This window comes from uncultured Clostridium sp., from assembly GCF_963527835.1.
Lineage (GTDB): Bacteria > Bacillota > Clostridia > Clostridiales > Clostridiaceae > Clostridium.
Genome location: NZ_CAURTC010000003.1, coordinates 165,635 through 184,276, shown reverse-complemented (window position 1 = coordinate 184,276; position 18,642 = coordinate 165,635). Strand labels below are relative to the sequence as shown.

Annotated in this window: 17 protein-coding genes and 1 riboswitch; all 17 genes read right to left on the bottom strand. The window is 25.5% G+C overall.

Annotated features, from left to right (window positions below; genetic code table 11):
- Nucleotides 1–3 precede the first annotated feature (3 nt).
- The 17 genes from fliF to RYM86_RS03165 all read right to left on the bottom strand — a co-directional run bounded on the left by fliF (nt 4) and on the right by RYM86_RS03165 (nt 18,642).
- On the bottom strand, nt 4–1,566 hold the full coding sequence (gene fliF, locus RYM86_RS03245; RefSeq protein ID WP_315077740.1) for a flagellar basal-body MS-ring/collar protein FliF: 1,563 nt from the start codon (nt 1,564–1,566) through the stop codon (nt 4–6).
- A gap of 24 nt (nt 1,567–1,590) precedes the next feature.
- Complete coding sequence (gene fliE, locus RYM86_RS03240) at nt 1,591–1,917, bottom strand: flagellar hook-basal body complex protein FliE (RefSeq protein ID WP_315077739.1); 327 nt, start codon at nt 1,915–1,917, stop codon at nt 1,591–1,593.
- Between the two features lie 13 nt (nt 1,918–1,930).
- Entirely contained in the window at nt 1,931–2,338 is a 408-nt protein-coding gene (gene flgC / locus RYM86_RS03235; RefSeq protein WP_315077738.1) for a flagellar basal body rod protein FlgC, read from the bottom strand.
- 14 nt (nt 2,339–2,352) lie between these two features.
- Complete coding sequence (flgB, locus tag RYM86_RS03230; RefSeq protein WP_315077737.1) at nt 2,353–2,754, bottom strand: flagellar basal body rod protein FlgB; 402 nt, start codon at nt 2,752–2,754, stop codon at nt 2,353–2,355.
- A 508-nt stretch (nt 2,755–3,262) separates the two neighbouring features.
- A riboswitch (cyclic di-GMP riboswitch) is annotated at nt 3,263–3,345 on the bottom strand.
- Nucleotides 3,346–3,543: 198 nt separating this feature from the next.
- Nucleotides 3,544–4,395 carry a flagellin gene (locus tag RYM86_RS03225; RefSeq protein ID WP_315077736.1) on the bottom strand — a complete coding sequence of 284 codons (852 nt, stop codon included), beginning with the start codon at nt 4,393–4,395 and terminating at the stop codon, nt 3,544–3,546.
- A gap of 83 nt (nt 4,396–4,478) precedes the next feature.
- Nucleotides 4,479–5,507, bottom strand: a complete 1,029-nt coding sequence (gene pseG / locus RYM86_RS03220; RefSeq protein ID WP_315077734.1) for a UDP-2,4-diacetamido-2,4,6-trideoxy-beta-L-altropyranose hydrolase — start codon at nt 5,505–5,507, stop codon at nt 4,479–4,481.
- Nucleotides 5,508–5,514: 7 nt separating this feature from the next.
- A complete protein-coding gene (gene pseI, locus RYM86_RS03215) occupies nt 5,515–6,567 on the bottom strand; it encodes a pseudaminic acid synthase (protein WP_315077733.1) in 1,053 nt (350 codons plus the stop codon).
- Nucleotides 6,568–6,710: 143 nt separating this feature from the next.
- The gene (locus RYM86_RS03210; protein ID WP_315077732.1) at nt 6,711–7,688 is read right to left on the bottom strand and encodes an SGNH/GDSL hydrolase family protein; all 978 of its coding nucleotides are present in this window, start codon (nt 7,686–7,688) and stop codon (nt 6,711–6,713) included.
- Between the two features lie 31 nt (nt 7,689–7,719).
- Entirely contained in the window at nt 7,720–8,838 is a 1,119-nt protein-coding gene (locus RYM86_RS03205; RefSeq protein ID WP_315077731.1) for a glycosyltransferase, read from the bottom strand.
- Between the two features lie 219 nt (nt 8,839–9,057).
- Nucleotides 9,058–10,149, bottom strand: a complete 1,092-nt coding sequence (locus RYM86_RS03200) for a chemotaxis protein (protein ID WP_315077729.1) — start codon at nt 10,147–10,149, stop codon at nt 9,058–9,060.
- Between the two features lie 15 nt (nt 10,150–10,164).
- Nucleotides 10,165–11,496 carry a glycosyltransferase gene (locus tag RYM86_RS03195; protein ID WP_315077728.1) on the bottom strand — a complete coding sequence of 444 codons (1,332 nt, stop codon included), beginning with the start codon at nt 11,494–11,496 and terminating at the stop codon, nt 10,165–10,167.
- The gene (gene asnB / locus RYM86_RS03190; protein ID WP_315077727.1) at nt 11,493–13,358 is read right to left on the bottom strand and encodes an asparagine synthase (glutamine-hydrolyzing); all 1,866 of its coding nucleotides are present in this window, start codon (nt 13,356–13,358) and stop codon (nt 11,493–11,495) included. Before asnB ends, RYM86_RS03195 begins: the two co-directional genes overlap by 4 nt.
- A gap of 9 nt (nt 13,359–13,367) precedes the next feature.
- Entirely contained in the window at nt 13,368–14,516 is a 1,149-nt protein-coding gene (locus RYM86_RS03185; protein ID WP_315077725.1) for a glycosyltransferase, read from the bottom strand.
- Nucleotides 14,513–15,814 (bottom strand): radical SAM protein, encoded by a 1,302-nt coding sequence (locus RYM86_RS03180; RefSeq protein ID WP_315077723.1) that lies wholly within the window; start codon nt 15,812–15,814, stop codon nt 14,513–14,515. Before RYM86_RS03180 ends, RYM86_RS03185 begins: the two co-directional genes overlap by 4 nt.
- A gap of 2 nt (nt 15,815–15,816) precedes the next feature.
- Entirely contained in the window at nt 15,817–17,301 is a 1,485-nt protein-coding gene (locus RYM86_RS03175; RefSeq protein WP_315077721.1) for a CDP-glycerol glycerophosphotransferase family protein, read from the bottom strand.
- Between the two features lie 14 nt (nt 17,302–17,315).
- Entirely contained in the window at nt 17,316–17,840 is a 525-nt protein-coding gene (gene cysC / locus RYM86_RS03170; protein ID WP_315077720.1) for an adenylyl-sulfate kinase, read from the bottom strand.
- A gap of 10 nt (nt 17,841–17,850) precedes the next feature.
- Nucleotides 17,851–18,642, bottom strand: a complete 792-nt coding sequence (locus RYM86_RS03165) for a phosphocholine cytidylyltransferase family protein (protein ID WP_315077719.1) — start codon at nt 18,640–18,642, stop codon at nt 17,851–17,853.

Sequence of the window (18,642 nt, the reverse complement as noted above, 5' to 3'; positions counted from 1 at the left end):
CTATCACCTCTCATCCTCTGAAAGCCAAGATTTTATAATTTCAACTACTTGCTCTGGCTTATCTGTGGCATATTTTTTAATTTCGTTTTCCATATGAGTCTTTTCATTTTTAGTCTCAAATTCTATTGGTTCAAATATTTCTGGTTCTTTTTCATCCCCAACTACTACATCTAATAATTGAGTGTCATCATCATATTCATCTTTAGCATTTTTTCTTCTCTTTTTGACTAAAATAACTATTATTATAATTAAAGCTAGTAATGCTATAGCACCCATGATTATATATTTTTGCATTTCTTTTTGTTTAGCTTCTGCATTAAATTCATCTGTTTGATTTTGAGCATCTTCTTTTAGACTTGGATCAAAATTCATACCTAATACAGAAATTTGATCTCCTCTAACAGAATTAAATCCTATGGCATTTGATACTGCATTTTCAATAGCTTGTTGAGTTGCTGCATCTAAATTGCCATCAACTACAACTGAAGCTGTCATTCTCTTAACTTCTCCTGGTGCACTAATTACCTTAGTTTCAGTCTTTCCAATTTCATAGTTATTTTTTTGTTCTTCTCTTGATGAATTAGAATTTGTATTATTTGTATCGTCTATAGTGTTACTTATATTATTGTCAACAGGACTCTCACTAATATTCCCATCAGCACCAGTATTATTAACTTCTTTAATTGTTTGTTGACTTACAACTACTTTATTAGGATCAAGAACTGTTTGTGTTTGTTGTTTAGAATCAAAATCTAAATCCACATTAACAGTGGCCTTAACCTTATCTTTACCAATAACAGGTTCTAATAAGCTTACTATTTCCTTTTGTAATTTACTTTCATAATTCTTTTCTAAAGAATATTGCTTATCTAATGATTCTGAACTCATCATCTCATTTTCATCATCATTTAAATTAGCAGTAAGTAAATTCATCTTATCATCTATAACCTCAATATTCTCTTTAGGAACATTTTCTGTACTACCTGAAACAAGTGCAACTATTGATTTTACTTGATCTTTAGTAATTTCACTTCCTGTTTTTAATTCCAAATATACAGCAGCCTTTCCTGGCGTACTTTCCTTAACAAAAACTGAGTCTGTAGATGGTGTAATATGAACCCTTGCACTTTCTATTTGAGAAAAACTTTTTATTGTTTTTTCAAGTTCTCCTTCTTGCATTCTTAATTTTTTAACTTTAAACTCCTCGTCCGTCATTCCAAAAGAACTTCCACTATCCATTAATTCATATCCACTACTTCCTGATTTCAATTCAGGAGCTAGCTCCAATCTTAATTGATCTACCTTATCATTAGGTACTAAAATAGTATCACCTTGTATTTTGGTTGTAACTTTTTGTTCATTTAACTTAGCGAGTATAGTCTGTGCATCTTTGGGATCAAGATTTGAAAACAAAACTTGATATTTATTTGATGATGTGTAAATTACTGTACTTGCAACAGCAATAATCACAGCAACACAGGATATAAATATAGCAATTTTTATTTTCTTGCTTTGAGTTTTAAACTTTTCCCACAGCCCTTTGACCTTTTCTAAAAGTTTATTCATTTATCATAGCACTCCTCACTTCAGTTACAACTGCATTTTTATTAATTCTTTATATGATTCAACTAAATTATCTCTAGTTTTAACTAAAAATTGTAATGCTAAGCTTGCTTCTTCTCCTTTTATCATAACCTCATCTATATTTACATCATCGCCTTTAACAAAAGCATTTGTATAATTATCTGATTGTACTTGTTTTGTATTTACTTCATCTATACAATTCTTCAATGTTTCACCAAAGCTCACATTGTTTTCTTTGTTAAGTGTAATATCTTGTCCACCTTTATTATTTAAAGCGTCAAATTTATTATTAAATAATACTTGTTTTTCATCAAACCCATTTATAATCTTCATTTTTAATTACTCCTTATTTACCAATTTCTAAAGCTTTTGAAAACATCCCTTTAAGTGCATTTAATGTCTCTACATTAGCTTCATATGATCTTGTAGATACCATCATATCAGCCATTTCATTTAACACATTAACATTAGGCATAGTTACATATCCAGTTTCATCCGCATCAGGATGAGTAGGATTATAAACCCTTCTAAGGGGAGATTTATCTTCTACTATTTTTGCTGGTTTAACTCCTGCCATTTTTCTATTTTCATCAAGCGCTTCTTGAAATACCGCTATTTTTCTAACATAAGGTCCACTACCATCTGCACTTCTTGTTGTACTTGCATTAGTCATATTAGATGTTATTGTATCCATTCGTAATCTTTCTGCCGAAATACCTGTAGCACTTATTTGCATAGATGTAAATGCGTTCATAAATTATCCCTCCTTTATTTTATAACAGTTTTTAGATTATTAAATTTTCCATTTAATTTAGTAATTAAAGCATTATATTTTAATGTGTTAGCAGCCTGGTTAACTTTTTCAAGCTCTAAATCTACATTGTTATCATCAGTTCTCATACTAGTATTTTGTTCTCTTACAACTTCTATATCTCCATTTAAATCGTTATTTCCTCTTAAATGTCTAGAATTTGTAGTTTTTAGTGATAAATCCTTTGTATCTGAGTTATTTTTTAAATTTTCTTCAAAAATTACATTGAATTTTTTATATCCCTTTGTGTTTATATTTGCCATATTATTAGCTATGGCTTTTGATCTTGCATTTGATGCTTTAAGTCCATCTTTAAGTAAACTATATGTATCATATGATTTAATTGAATTTATAGGCATATGTTTCCCCCCATAATAATTTCTTTAATAATATAAAAAGTTATATTTTAGCGAATTAAATATATAAATTAATTTATAATATAATTATAAAATAATAACTATGTTTATGCTACAAATTTTCTATTTTTTATCCAAATAATTACATTTAATGTATTGTTTTATTATATATCTCTTATATCTCAATAAATCCATATTTTATTATACTATATATCCAATTGTTTTTAACTATTTTTTTGAAACAATTAAACGTTTTATAAAAATCTTATATTGTACTATGTTTTTTTAAAAAATATATATTATTTTTCACTTTTTTTGTCACATCTATTTTTACTTAATATAAGACATATAATTTAGATTTTTTATCTAGTATTTAATTAATTCATTTAAAACAAAAAACTACCCCCTAAAGAGTAGTTACATCATCAAATTAATTGCATACAAAAAAACACATTAATTAAATTAATTGCTTTTAAATATAATTAATTAAAACAAAAAGTATATTATACCCTTCGGCAACTGGCTGGCTTAGATTGCTCCTTAGCCCCTATAGCTTTGCGTCACTAACTTTAGTTAGTTTTGCCTATTCAGTTATCTTACATATTATAACTATATTATAATCTATTTCCCATGTTTTGTCAAAATAAAACAAAATTTTTTTAAAAAATTTTTAATAAATTTTCCAACAATAACATTTTCTTTTTAATTTTAATTAAAAATGCCTTACTTAATATTAAAATCAACATAAAATTAGATTTACTATTAAGTAAAGCACACAAATAAAATATTTACTTATCTAATATTCTTTAAAACGTTCAACGCATCTTGAGGGAAATTATTACTTTGAGCAATTAGCGAAATAGATGATTGTATTAATATTTGACTTTCTGAAAACTTAAGCATTTCAAATGCAATATCCGCATCAGCAATATTACTTTGAGATTTCTCTAACGAAAGGTTATTTTCAGACATAGCATTATCCGTATCTTCTAATCTTAATTGTATTGCTCCATACTTGCTTCTAGCACTTGATACAGACTGTATAGCAGCATCTACTATATCTAAAGAATTACCTATATTATTTTGACTTGTTATATCTAAAATCTTATTTCCAGTATCACTTTTAAATCCTAAGCCTACAGCAGTAAGATCAAACTTAGGAAGCACTGTAAGTTCATCTTGTAAACTTCCTGTCATAGAAGTTACTACTTTTGCTTCTCCATCTTTAACACCATTTATAAGCTTAACGCCATTAAATTCAGTATTTTTAGACATATGATCCAAATGTTCTGTTAACTGATCAATTTCATTTTGAATTACATTTCTATCTTCATCAGTTAGACTTCCACCACCTGCTTGAACAGTTAATTCTTTAATCCTACACAAACTATCATTCATCTCTTGCATTGCCCCATCAAATGTTTGAAGCATAGAATTAGTATCCTCAATATTCCTTCTAGCTGCAGAATTGCTAAGAACTTGTATCTTAAGCATTTGACTTTGAGTTATTTTATTAGGATTATCTTTTGCTGAATTAAGCTTAAGACCTGAACTTATATTATTGATAGCTGAAGAATTACTAGTAAGTTGTTTTTTATAGTTACTATATATATTTGCCGAAAACATATTATGACTTAATCTCATTTTATCACCACCGTTTTTATTTAAACATTCTAATAAAGTTATCGAAGTTTTTGTGAAAAACTTTATGTTTTAACTCAATATTATTAAATGTTTGTTAAAACATTTAATATTCGTTCAGCACCCCTTCCATCTATCAAAGATACTGATTTTTTGCTCATTTCTATTCTTTTATAAATATCCTCATCTAATTCTAAAATTGACTTGCATAAATCTTTTTCATTAATACTACTGTACCAGCCCAAGTTTTTTATAATTCCTTTATTATCTAGATTTATAGCAATATCTCTTTGATTGTCAGCAATTATTACTCCTATAGTCGGAACACCACATGCTGATAATTCATATAAAGTACTTCCACATGATGATATAGCCATATCACATTTTTTCATTAATTCAAGCATATTAGCATTAAAATATAAATTAATGTTTTCTTGGGTTTCATTTAATTTCTTTATCGCTTTTATGTTTTTCATATTAAAAGAAGGCCCTATTACTATGTGAAATATAAAATCTAGTTTTTTTATATAATCACATAATATATTCATAATACCATTAGGATCTGATCCACCTAAAGTTATAATTATATCAAAAACCTTACTCTTTATAGTCTTACTCTTTATATTTTTAAATTCATCTCTCAATAAACAATATTTGCTTCCTAAAAAAAGTTTAGTTTCTTTATTTACATTTTTAGAATAATCCATATATTCGGCATTAAAATTTTGATTAATTATAAAATCAACATTCATTTTGCATTTATTAATATCATACATATATCCTGTCAATTTAAAATAAGGTTTTAATTTTTCAAAATATTCTTTATCGACATCATAACTATCAGTAATTAACATATCTGCATTATATATTTTTTGTAAACTTATTATTTTAGCTACAACATTATCCTCATTTATTAACAAAACATTAAAATCACTTGCTTTTATTTTTTCAATTCCAGATTGAAACTTTGTAATATCATTTCTTGATTTTTTACATATAAAAATTACATTATGCTCTTTATTTAATGCCTTAGCTAATACAATCATTCTCATTATATGACCTAGACCTATATCTTTTCCGCCATCAGCCCTGATAAAAATTTTTATACTTTTCACCAACTTTCTAATCAACTAATTCCCAATTCATTGGAGTACCTTTTTCTATATCCTTACTAGCTTTTTTTCCTAATATATTATTTATATTTTTTGTCTCAATTCCAAATCCCGGTCTGATACTTTTTATATTATTACAATCAAATACTTCACCTTTTTTTATATCTTTAACTATAAATAGACTCCTAGAATGTTCTCTGGATTTTTTTTGCTTATCTGTTAAATCATAAGTAACTTTACCTAAAGCTTTTTCTACAATTCTTATATTATCTACCATTTCTTTAAACTCTTCTGGTTCCATTGAAAACTTACTATCTGCCCCTCCATCACTTCTTCTAAGAGTCATATGCTTTTCAATTATTTTTGCACCAAGAGCTACTCCTCCAACGGACACTGCATTGCCCATAGTATGATCTGAAAGACCTGCAATTACATTAAATGTTTCCTTCATATTAGGTATAGTATTCAAATTAGCTTCCTCTACCGGTGCTGGATATGATGACGTACACTTAAGTAATGCGACTTTTTCATTTCCCATCCTTTTACATGCATCTAATGCTCCTTCAATATCCTTCATTCTTGCAATTCCAGTAGACATAATTATAGGTTTACCTTTTGATGCAATATACTCAATAAACGGAATATCATTAATTTCAAATGAAGCTATTTTATAGGCTTGAACATCTATTTCTTCTAAAAAATCAACTGATGTAAAATCAAATGGTGATGAAAAAAATATTAACCCTTCTTCTTCAGCTACTTTTTTTAATTTTGGCTGCCATTCCCAAGGAGTATATGCTGTTTGATAAAGTTTATGTAAAGTAGTTCCATCCCAAATTGTCCCTTGTTTTATTTGAAAATATTCATTATCACAATCAATTGTTATTGTATCTGGAGTGTATGTTTGAAGCTTAATTGCATCTGCACCTGCCCATTTAGCTTTTTTTATAATCTCCACTGCTCTATCATAATTTTGAAGATGATTAGCTGACATTTCGGCTATTATAAAAGTTTTTTCATTTTCGCCTATTTTTATATTATCTATTTTAAATGATTTATTCATTATTATCTCCTTCTAAAAAATACTTTTTAACTAATAAAATACGATTATAACTTTTTCTTAAATATATTTTTATGTATCAATGTTATATTTATCGTGTTTTATTATAAATTCTTTAAACAAAAAAGATTAGCTTTAATTTAAAACTAATCTTCATCAACTAGAAAACCACCTATTATAACTTCATTACCTAAAGATTTTTCATTTTTATTCTGACTTAATTTTATTAAAAGACTATGTTCACCATTTCCAATGTCTTTTAAATTAATTAAAGTAGAAAAGCATGCATCATTATCCATATATAAATCTAAAGTAAAAGTAAATTTATCATCTAAAATACATTCTAAAATTCCCGATTTATTTGATAATATACACATCATGGCTAAATAATTACCTTTAAAATTTACTTCCATGCAATCACCAATTGTATTAGTCTTAGCTCCAAATTTAAATTTATTATTTAAACTAACTTCTTTTTCTTCCCAGTGTCCATAAAAAGTGCATTCTTCATAAGATTTTATTTTAGGATTTCTAAAATTATATTTACTTAAAACTTTATTGTTTAACTTAACATCAAGTTCTTCTAAATTAATCTTCTCTACATTATCTTTTATAATTTTAAAATATATATTATGTCCAATATCATTAGGATGTAAATTATCAATAGATATTTTTGACCATGTTATCTCTTGGTTTCCTATTATTTTAAATATTTCATCTTGAACATCAATAACTGGGATATTATAAAAATAAGCAAATTTCTTATGAATACTTGTATAACTATCTGCCATACCCGTAGGAAAATCAATTATTATTATTTTATTAGTTATCTTACAACATTCTCTAATTAACCCTTCAAAATATATTCCTATATCATCAACACTATAAATTCTATCATTTACTGCAAACTCAATAAAAATTAAATCTGGTTTAAAATCATTTAAATCTCTTTTTAATCTAAATAATCCAAATTGAGAAGCTGTGCCTCCAGCTCCTAAATTTTTAATTACAGAATGTTTGTATTTTTCATTAAAATACTGTTCGAATTTATATACATAAGAATTTTTATACTTGCTTGCACCTGCTCCTTCTGTTATGGAACCTCCTATTATAGCTATTTTCATGATAGCCTCCTACTTTAAACAATTTAATGTACTAATAAATTGTTAATTCTTTTCTTAATTCTCTAGTTGTCAACTTAAAATTAGTAAGATTATTAATGAACTCAATATTTACTCTAGCATCATTATAATTCTTTCTTATATTAGCTGCTTTATTAAACTCATTTTTGGCTTTCTTAATATTTCCTAAAATACCATAAGTGCACCCTAAATTATTATGTGCCTCAGCCATTCTATAATCTAATCTTATAGCTTTTAGATAATTATATCTTGCAGTATTATATTTTTGCAATACATAGCAACAGTTTCCTAAATAGAAATATATAAGCTTATTTTTTCTCTTCAATTTTATAATTTCTAAAACTTTCTTAGCTTCATTCCACATTTCCATCTTCATATAAATTTTAGCCAATATTATTTTTTTTTCTGTTTTTCTAAAAGTAGATGAATTAATAAAAAATTTAATTTTTTCTATACCTAATGCTTTAATTATATCTATTTCACTTTTTAACTGATTATTATGATTATTAGTAAGATTTTTCTTATGTCTTCTATATAAATAAAGCGATTCATCTATATATTCATATTTATATCTCTCTGCAAGCTTTAATATAAAATCATAGTCTTCTGCATTTAAATAATTATCATTATACCTAATTCCATCTTCTAAACATTTTTTTCTTAACATAATAGAAGCTGGTGCCGGTATTAATTGTCTTGTAAGCATCATACATAAAAAATTATTTTTATTTTTATAAACTCCTTCACTTCTTAAAGTGTTAATATACTTAGAGTTTTCATCTATAACATCAGCATTATTATATATTACATCAATATCTCTACATTTTTTCAGTATTTTTACTTGCTTTTCAATTTTATTTTTATCATATAAATCATCAGCATCTAAAAAAGCAATATATTCTCCATTTGCAATATTTAACCCCAAATTTCTTGCAGAAGCTACCCCTCCATTTTCTTTTTTTATATATATAATTTTATTTGTGTATTTCTTAAGAACTTCTGAGGTATTGTCTGTTGACCCATCATCTACAACTATTATTTCTATATCTTTATATGTTTGATTAAAGATGCTTTGTAATGCACTTTCTATATATTTCTCATTATTATATGTTGGTACTATAATACTAACCAAGTTACCCCACCTCAATATATTATTAATAACTATATTGCAACTCTATATCAATCACTCATTTAATGTATTTACAGACTTAAAATTTTTATCAACAAAAATTTTTTCTATAAGTTTGATTCAAAACATTTTTTATTACTCCTCTGTATGCTCAAATTATTATATAATGGTATTATAAACAAAGCTATATATTAACATTATTAAAGAAATATTCGAGTATTTCTACCACTTTATCTTTTCATTTAATATTTTAGTAAATTTTATTCCCCCTTTAATATTTAAATGAGAAACATCTTTAAAATCTTCATCATAAAAACTATCATTTCTAAAATAATCTATATATTGAAAATCATACTCATGAGAAATTTCTTTTATTATAGAAAAAAATTCTTTTTCTATTCTATCCGAAAAGTTTTCATAATAATATTTTGAAGTAGGACATACTACTATAATAGGTTTAATATTATAGCTCTTAAGTAATTCTAAATATTCTTTTAATATTTGCTTATTTTCACTAACAGTTACAGGATAATTCTTATTGCAATCCAAAGTCGCTTGAACTCTTCCCATTTCCTTCCTATTAACTGCTTCAATTAATTGTTTTTCCTTTTGATCAACCCCATAAGTCGACTTACCTTTAATTAAATTTAATATCTTATTAGCTATTTTTTTATTTATATCTATCCTCTTTTCAAAATATTTATCAATTTCTAAATGATGACTTTTCTTTAATTTTTTTAAATAAAGATATACATTATTTTTCATAGCAGATAATGATAAATCATATTCAAAGCTGTAATAATTCAATCCAATAATACAATATTTTAAATTATTATTACAATTTTCTAATATGTATTTTACAATATAATAATCATAATATAAATCCTGACTATCATATGAAAAATTTATTCCCCTTCTATTTAAATTATCTTCTGAAATACCACTTACAAAATAAGATATTCCTGTTATTATGGTATCATAATCTAATGAATGGCTTTTGTAATTAATCATTTTATGTTCAAATCTATCATTAGCCATATTGAAAAAATTAATATACTCAAATATTTTTTCTGAATTAATATCAAGTTTTATTAACTGATTGTAAATTTCTTCAGTGTATTGGCTTGCTATTATTATAAAATCATAATCTAAACATTCTATCTTCTCAGGTGAACAAATATTTTTATTATGTAATATCTTATTCCATTTCTCTTTATCATTATCTAAATAACATAAAATATTAGTATTATTATTAACATTTTTCGTCACTTCATTAGCAACACTTCCTGTACCAAAAACAACTACATTATACATAATTCACCCCAAACACTAACAACTAATCTCCCTAAATATATTTACAAGCTTTTTAGTTAATTCTTTTCTTTCATATTTATTAATTTTATTCCTATTTATTTTCACAATATACCCATTTTTCCATTTTTCATAATAAACTTTTATTTCCTTCTGTATATTAAAAATATTATCATACTCAACATTAACTCCACTATTAGTTTCAACCAGCAACTTATCTATAAGACTATTTTTAGGAGAAAGTGCTATTATTGGTATACCTAATCTTAGATATTCAAAAACCTTGCCTGTATATACAGATTTTGCTTTTTCACCATCTCCAATTATTAACAACAACACATCTGCAGTTGATGATATTTTTAAAGATTCTTCATGAGAAAGATATCCGTTAATAATTACATTCTTATTAATACTATTAGACATATTTAAAATATTATTTAATATTTCACTTTCAATTTTCCCATTAAATATAATTTCCAAATCCTCTGTTTTTAGTTCATCATCTCTAATCAAATTCATAATAGCTTGAATAAATGTATATGGATTTATACTTGTATACAATGACCCATTATAAACAATTTTAAATTTTCTAGACTTACATTTATTATTCCTATTAAACTTAAAATCTTCTTCATCATACCCATTAGTTATTAGATTCACCTTTTCTTCATCAATTGAAAAATCCTTAATATAATTTTCACTTGAAATTGATGTTATAGTTATAACTCTATCTGCCTTATTTAAAATATTTGCTTCCAAACTTCTCTCTATCTTATATCGTAATGACTTATTATCTAATGATATATATGGATTATTAGTCCACTCATCTCTGAAATCACATACTAATGGTATTCCATATTTATCTTTTAAATATAAACCTATTAAATGTGATGAATAAGGTGCAGAAGTCGTGAATAAAACATCAATCTCATTAATATTAATTTTTTTCTCAATCTTATCAATAACACTATTTGCCCATATTGCATTTCCATCTGGCATTAAAAATAAATTTCTTAATTCAGCAAACTTATTTTCAATCATTGTTTCATATTCATATCTTAAATTCTCATCTATGTTATCAAAAGAATATTTAACAAGATTCATCATTTCTTCTTTATATCTATCCGTTACATCCTTAAACTTTATATCATCTATTCTTACCAGTTTTATATCTTTAGGAATTTCTTTCATTAAACTTTCATCCAACACGCTAAATTTACTCTTACCAACGGTTACTACAATAGGTTCCCATCCAAATTCTCTTAAATATTTAACAAACTTTAAAGTTCTTTGTACACCAGACCATCCTAATGGCGGAAAATAATATGCAATAATTAATACTTTTTTCATATCATATCTCCTATATTAAAAACCTCTCTCCACTTCGCTAGACAAATAACTCTCCATATTGTAAAATCAAATCTACTTGTCCCATTCATTTGATTATCAAACCACGATAAAGCTAAATTTTTATCTATTAAGTCACCTAAGAACTCACAACCGCTCTCAAAGTATGTTCTAAAAATCTCTTTATTATCTCTAATCCATAATACCTCTGGGGTAACAAATCCCATTTTATCTTTTCTTTTTCTTATTTTGTCAGGTAATAATCCTCTCATTCCTTCTCTTAAAATATACTTTGTAATTCCTGTATTAATTTTCTTATCAGACTCACAAGAAACAACATATTCAACTAGTCTATGATCTAAAAAAGGAACTCTACTTTCTATAGAAAACGTCATAGAATTTCTATCTTCATAATGAAGTAATTGTGGTAAGCTACTATGATATATTTGATGTAATGAAAAATCCTGTACATTCTTCATACTTTCATTTAATTTTTTATAATACTTATAATAACTATCAAAATCAGGTTTACTAAATCTATCTGTTCTACATACTCTTTCTCTTAACTTCTCTTCTAATGAACACATATGTATTTCAAATGCTCTTTCAAATATCTGTTCTTTTGTAAAATAATTATAATTTTTAGTTACTTCATCTATTTCTTTTTGCAGATTATAAAAATCCATTTTAAAGAATAACTCACTAAAATACGATATATAAAAGGAATTATATCCTGCTAATTGTTCGTCTGCACCTTGTCCATCTAGCATTACTTTAATGTCATTAACACTAGCCTCTTTAAAAACATTCCACTGCGCAAAAATACTTGTTGATCCAAAAGGTTCATCTTGATGCCATATTATACTATCCAACTTTTCAAAAAGTTCTTCGACTCTTGGAAAAATTTTATGTTCTTTAGCCGATACATATTTATTTACTTCATCAATGTATTCCTGTTCATCATACATCTTGTCTTGAAAGCACGATGATATAGTATCAATATGTCTATAATCGTTATTTTCTTTTAATAATTTGTCCATTAAAACTACTATAGTTGAACTATCTAAGCCGCCTGATAAGCAAGCACCTAAGCTAACATCTGAAATCATATGTTCTCTTATAGATTCTTCCATTAAATCTCTAAATTTAACACTTGAGCCACAACTATCATTTTTCCCATTAATATTATTATTTAAATTATAATAAGAATAGGTATTAAGTTCTTGATTATTTAAATCATAGATCAAATTATTCCCAGGCAATAGCTGATTAACTCCTTTAAACATAGTTTCTTCTGTATGATCTAAAGCTCCAAATACAAAAAAATCTTGTACTCTTTGCTTATTAGCTATAGACTTCCATTCCGGTAAAATAGTGAACTGCTTTATTTCTGATGAAAATGCTAAATAATTCTCATTATTAAAATAATAAAACGGCTTTATTCCAAATCTATCCCTAGAACAAAATACCTTTTGTTTTTTTATATCATACAAAATAAATGCCCACATTCCCCTAAAGTGGTTTACACATTCTTCTCCCCATCTTTCATAAGCTGCTAATATTACTTCACTATCACTATTAGTCTTAAAATCATAATCCTTCAACTCTTCTTTAAGGATTTTAAAATTATATATCTCTCCATTAAAAACCAAAATGTGATGATCATTCTTTAAAGGCTGATTTGCATTTTTATTTAAGTCTATTATTGCAAGTCTCCTATGGCCTAAAGCTACCTTTTCATCTACATAATATCCTTCGCCATCAGGTCCTCTATGTTTTATTAAATTTGTCATATCTTTTATTGATTTACTTATATTAATTAAAATATTTTTTTCTTTATTTATTAAACCACTTATTCCACACATATAGACCTCCTAATCTAACCCTTTTATTAATTCTAATAATTTCAGTTTGTTATTTTCAGCATTTTCCACCTTAGACAATTCATTTGAATTTTTCTTGTATTTATCTATATCTTGTGTTGTTAATGAGTTTAATTTATCTGCAAGAGTCTCAGGATTAAAATCTTTAGAAACTACTCCACACTTATACTTTTCAACATAATTTTTCATCTCTTTTGACGGTCCTATAGCTACAGCTAAAGATGCCTGTACAAATTCAAAAAACTTATTTGGCAAAGCATATTCGTAATTTAAATTAACTGGTTCTAATAAAAATATCCCTATATCATATTTATGTAGCATTTCAACAATTTCTTCAGGAGGTACCGCTTTTTTTAAATTACATCTAGATGTATAATTAATTTTTCTTACTAAATTTTCATAATGATCACTTCCGTCTTCTATTAGATATAAATCTAAGCTAAATCTATTATCTAATTTTTCAACTACACTTAAAATATTTTCTATTTTTCTAGATGAATTAGCGACCCCGTGATATACTATTTTTATTGAAGTGCTATTAGTCTCTTTAATCTCTAATTCTCCACATTTTGGAGCATTAGTAAGCACATTTACCTTAATTCCAAATTCTTTTTTAAATTCTTTTGCTATTCCCTTAGACACAGTTATAATTTCATCACATTCTTTTAAATATGTTGCACATAAATAATATTTATAATCCGCAAACAAACAATTCCATTCATAGTCATCTGAAAACTCTTTAGGTGCATACTCATGCATATCAGCTATTATTTTTATTCCTCTTTCTTTTGCAATTTTTACGCCTAATGGAATTATAGAAATATCATTGGCTAATATAATGTCTATCTTCTTATCTTTTAAATTTACATATAATTCCTTTATATACTCTTCTTCCCAATATGCTTCCTCAAATTTTTTATTGTTCATTCTATATCTTAATAATCTTCTTCGTCTATCTAGTTCTTCTAAATTTATAGATTTCTTTGAACAATCTATAAAATCTATAAATTGTTCAATGTTAGGATTATTGGTTCCGGTAACTATTAAATTATAATTATCTTTTAAGAAAAATATATGTCTTCTTATTCGTCCATCTATTAATAAATTTGTATCTGCCAATATTAAAACTGTCTTTTTCATTGTTCACCTCTACATATAATTCTGTATGGTTTTAATTCAATATTATTAGCACATAAATTACATATAGATGGATTTTTTCTATTTAAAAAATCTTTTCTCATACTCTTAAATTCATCGTTATTCCATAAACTAATTAAATTCTCTTCTTCTACAACTCCAACCACTTTATTTTGTCCATTCCCACATGAGCATGCTAACACTTTTCCACTAGAATTAATTGCAATCTGCTTAAAAGGACTTGTACATATAAATAAATTTTCATTCACTCCTTCAACAATTGAAAATCCTTGTTCTATAAACTTATTCTCTATATTTTTATAGAATGATATTGCATATGTTCCCCAATAAGATACTTGCGGAAAATCCTTCTTTATATATTCAGCTATATCTAATTCAGATTTTATGTGAACTTCATCAATATTAGGAACTTTAACATTCATAATGCTAATTTTAATTCTACTGTTATCTTGTGTTAATTTAATTAATTTATTTAAGTTTTCCTTTATAATACTATAATCAGAATTAATTCTAAAATATGAGTTTTCATTTTCAGAATATCCATCAATAGATATTAATATATTTATTCTTTCAAAATTTAACTCACTTATTTTTTTATTATTTACATCATTTAATAATTTTCCATTAGTAAGTAGCGTAATTTCTTTAACAGATGTATTTTTTGATATACTTTGAGCAAATTCAAACCATTTGGGATGAAGAAGACATTCACCTCTACCACCAATTGTTATATCTCTTAAAGTTCTTATATTTTTTAATTGCTTAAGTATTTTATTAAATATATCCTCTGTCATCATTACATTAGGTGCTTTATCACTTTTATCAATCCACTTACTATGATATGGACAATAACAACATTCCATATTACAAAAACTTGTTATCTCTAAATTAATACTTGTTGGTATGTTATTCCCTTTTGAGTCTAAAGTAATACTTTTCTTTAATTTATCACTAACATAACTTCCTCTTAACTCATTCCAATCATATAATCTTATAAAATTATCTTTTCTTTTAAATCCCATTTCTTGTAATTGATAGCTAATTTCTTTAACATATCCACTTGTTACAATTATTAAAATATTATCTCTATTTTCTTTTAATAATTCTTTTGGATCTCTTATTTGTTTATTATAAACTTCTTTTCCTTGTTTATTTTCATCATTATCTACTAAATACTCAATACTGTACTTCTCTTTGCTCAACCAATTAATAACATAATCACATGTACTATCTTTATCATATGATGCTCCAAATAATACAATTTTTTTATCTCTATACATTTTTATTTCTCCTTTAGTTCAATCTCTTTATAATATTCATCAACAATGTATTCTTTTACTTTTTCTCCTGCTTTTCCATCAAAACTTTTTACTTTCTCTTTAAAAATTTCTATTCTTTTTTTATAATTACAATCTCTATTATTAATTATCATTTCAAAAAACTTTTTTACATAATCAAAATTACTTGCTATATCACAATAACTTTGAATATATTCTTTATTACAAAGTTCATCCTCTAAAGGATGCTTTAAGTATAAAATTGGTTTTTTTATCGGCAAATATGTTACTAAAAATGTACTCATATCACTTATTAATGCATCAGATAATGAAAATGATTTTGTATAATCAACCATTTCATCCAAAATAATATTTTCACTTTTATTAATAAATTCCTTAAAGCAATTTATTTGTTTTTTAGACCATATATTGTTTTCATAGATACTTTTGAACAAAATAGGATGTGGCCTAATAATAAGACATAATTCTTTATTATTAATAACTAACTCTAATATATCTTTTAAATAAATATCAAAAGTACTACTATTTTGACCTCTTATATAAAAATGAGGATTCCATAATATAACTTTTCTTTTTTTGCATTTTTCTATCCATTGCTTAGGGGCTTTATTGTTATTATTTAAGGCTATATATAAGCTATCCCATCTTGGGCTTGTGAGAAAAGCCTTATTAATACTAATATTACACAATTCATAGAACTCTTTATCACCCAAAATCACCTTCCAAGCATTTTTATATATTGGACGATCCATTTGATCTTGTATCCATTTTTTAGGCAAAGCTAGATTATGAAGCGTTCCTTGAATATATACTAATTTTGATATTTCACATAAATTTTTAGAATGATATTCCATAGGTCTTGAAATATCGTTTGTTTCATTACAAATAATTATGTCAGGTTGATCTATTGTCAAATTAAACTCATCATACAATATGTAATTTATATTGCTTTCATTTAATATTTTATGCTCTATAATACCATCGTTTGGTACCACAATTATTTTTACATCAAACCTATTATCATTTACAAAACTACAGTATACACTTTCTACTGCTTTCCAGGTTAATGATCTTTGAAATATAAAACGTATTTTTATTTTCTTTACCTCTTCTAAAGAATCAGTTAGCATAAATATTTTTTTTATGCTTTCAAACTTCATATTCTTTTTAATAGAATTATTTAAACACAGTTCATTCTTATTGAATTCACTATAAACTTCATACTCATATATATCATTTTTTCTTAATTGTAACTCTATTTCACTCTGATACGAGCTAGCTATTACCAACTTAACCTCATTTTTAATTTTGCAAAGGCTATGTATACATATGACTTCTATTCCTTCTATCCTTGTACCAATTTTTTCCCAATCATTATCACAAAAATATATTACATTTTCTTCTTTTAAGCTATTTAAAGCTTCAATTCCCTTAACCGATGCTCCAAATATAACAATCTTTTTTTTCATGCTACTATCCCTTTTTATAATTTATTTAAATTAATATAATTTAATAATTTTTGATAACACTCATTAAATGTTTCATTCTCACTATTTAAAATCAAATGTGGATTTACCGGCTCTTCAAATTCTTGATCTATTCCAATAAAATTTTTTATCTCTTCATTCAATGCTTTCTGATAGTATCCTTTTACATCTCTTCTTGCACACTCTTCTATAGAACACTTTACATATACTTCATTATAATTTTCTATTTCTTCTCTTGCCTTTATTCTCAAATCATTAAAAGCACTAATATTAGCTACTACAACATCAATTTCATACTCTGATAATGTTTTAACTAAATAAATTATAATATTAATTACTTTTCTTCTTTCCTCAATTGAATATCCCATAAATCCACCAATTGCTTCTCTAAGTTCATCTCCATCTATTAACTTTATATTATCATTCTTTTCTTTTAGATAATCATACAACTTCTTTGATAAAGTTGATTTCCCACTTCCTGATAACCCTAAAAACCAATAAACTTGTCCTTTTTTCTTCATTATTACCCCTCTATTTTATACTTATCTTTGTATTTATTATTGAAGTTAATTGCTCTGCTAATTTCAAATCAGATACATTATCAATTTCCACCCATCCTCTATTTATAGCAACTTCCTTAACTATATACTTATGATTAATTAAACCTTGTAATATATCTGTCATATATAATTGCTTTAAATTTCTATTTTTACATATGTAATTAGTATCTTTTCTAAAAGCAACTTGTTCTTTTATATATATTTTTTTTAATTTTTCTAAGCCTTCATTGTTAAACTTACTTAAGCCAATATATTGTCCTTGAATATACTCAATACTTTCAACCGTTTGACCAATACCTATTATATTATTATTTTCATCTAACATCAGGCTTTCAGCATCTAAAAATATATTATCAACTCTTTTTTTCCAATAGTTTTCCCAACCATGATCAACAACTACAGATATTTCATTTTTATTTTCTAACAATTTATTAATAACACTTTCTTCATATACAATATCCCCATAAGATATTATTACTTCCCCCTCTAAATATTCATTAGCTTTAAAAAGTGTTTCTACCATATTTGTAGTTTCATATTCCATATTTTCTATAAGCTTTATATCCAAATCTTTTAAATACTCAAGCTTATCGCCTTTATATCCTCTTATAACTATTATTTCTTTTATACCTGCTTTTCTTGCAATACTTATTTGCCATTCTATTAATGGTATACCTTTTAATTCTACTAAGCATTTAGGCTTAGTATTAGTTAATGGAGCTAATCGAGTTCCTTGTCCTGCTGCTAAAATTATTAATTTCAT

What these genes read in the sequence shown, in the direction of transcription:
- RYM86_RS03210 (WP_315077732.1), bottom strand. Translation starts at nt 7,688, where the DNA reads ATGAAAATAGCTATAATAGGAGGTTCCATAACAGAAGGAGCAGGTGCA.
- flgB (WP_315077737.1), bottom strand. Translation starts at nt 2,754, where the DNA reads ATGCCTATAAATTCAATTAAATCATATGATACATATAGTTTACTTAAA.
- asnB (WP_315077727.1), bottom strand. Translation starts at nt 13,358, where the DNA reads ATGTGTGGAATAAGTGGTTTAATAAATAAAGAAAAAAATATTTTAATT.
- RYM86_RS03180 (WP_315077723.1), bottom strand. Translation starts at nt 15,814, where the DNA reads ATGTATAGAGATAAAAAAATTGTATTATTTGGAGCATCATATGATAAA.
- RYM86_RS03195 (WP_315077728.1), bottom strand. Translation starts at nt 11,496, where the DNA reads ATGAAAAAAGTATTAATTATTGCATATTATTTTCCGCCATTAGGATGG.
- pseI (WP_315077733.1), bottom strand. Translation starts at nt 6,567, where the DNA reads ATGAATAAATCATTTAAAATAGATAATATAAAAATAGGCGAAAATGAA.
- RYM86_RS03185 (WP_315077725.1), bottom strand. Translation starts at nt 14,516, where the DNA reads ATGAAAAAGACAGTTTTAATATTGGCAGATACAAATTTATTAATAGAT.
- fliE (WP_315077739.1), bottom strand. Translation starts at nt 1,917, where the DNA reads ATGAAGATTATAAATGGGTTTGATGAAAAACAAGTATTATTTAATAAT.
- RYM86_RS03200 (WP_315077729.1), bottom strand. Translation starts at nt 10,149, where the DNA reads ATGTATAATGTAGTTGTTTTTGGTACAGGAAGTGTTGCTAATGAAGTG.
- fliF (WP_315077740.1), bottom strand. Translation starts at nt 1,566, where the DNA reads ATGAATAAACTTTTAGAAAAGGTCAAAGGGCTGTGGGAAAAGTTTAAA.
- RYM86_RS03175 (WP_315077721.1), bottom strand. Translation starts at nt 17,301, where the DNA reads ATGAAAAAAAAGATTGTTATATTTGGAGCATCGGTTAAGGGAATTGAA.
- RYM86_RS03165 (WP_315077719.1), bottom strand. Translation starts at nt 18,642, where the DNA reads ATGAAATTAATAATTTTAGCAGCAGGACAAGGAACTCGATTAGCTCCA.
- RYM86_RS03225 (WP_315077736.1), bottom strand. Translation starts at nt 4,395, where the DNA reads ATGAGATTAAGTCATAATATGTTTTCGGCAAATATATATAGTAACTAT.
- cysC (WP_315077720.1), bottom strand. Translation starts at nt 17,840, where the DNA reads ATGAAGAAAAAAGGACAAGTTTATTGGTTTTTAGGGTTATCAGGAAGT.
- flgC (WP_315077738.1), bottom strand. Translation starts at nt 2,338, where the DNA reads ATGAACGCATTTACATCTATGCAAATAAGTGCTACAGGTATTTCGGCA.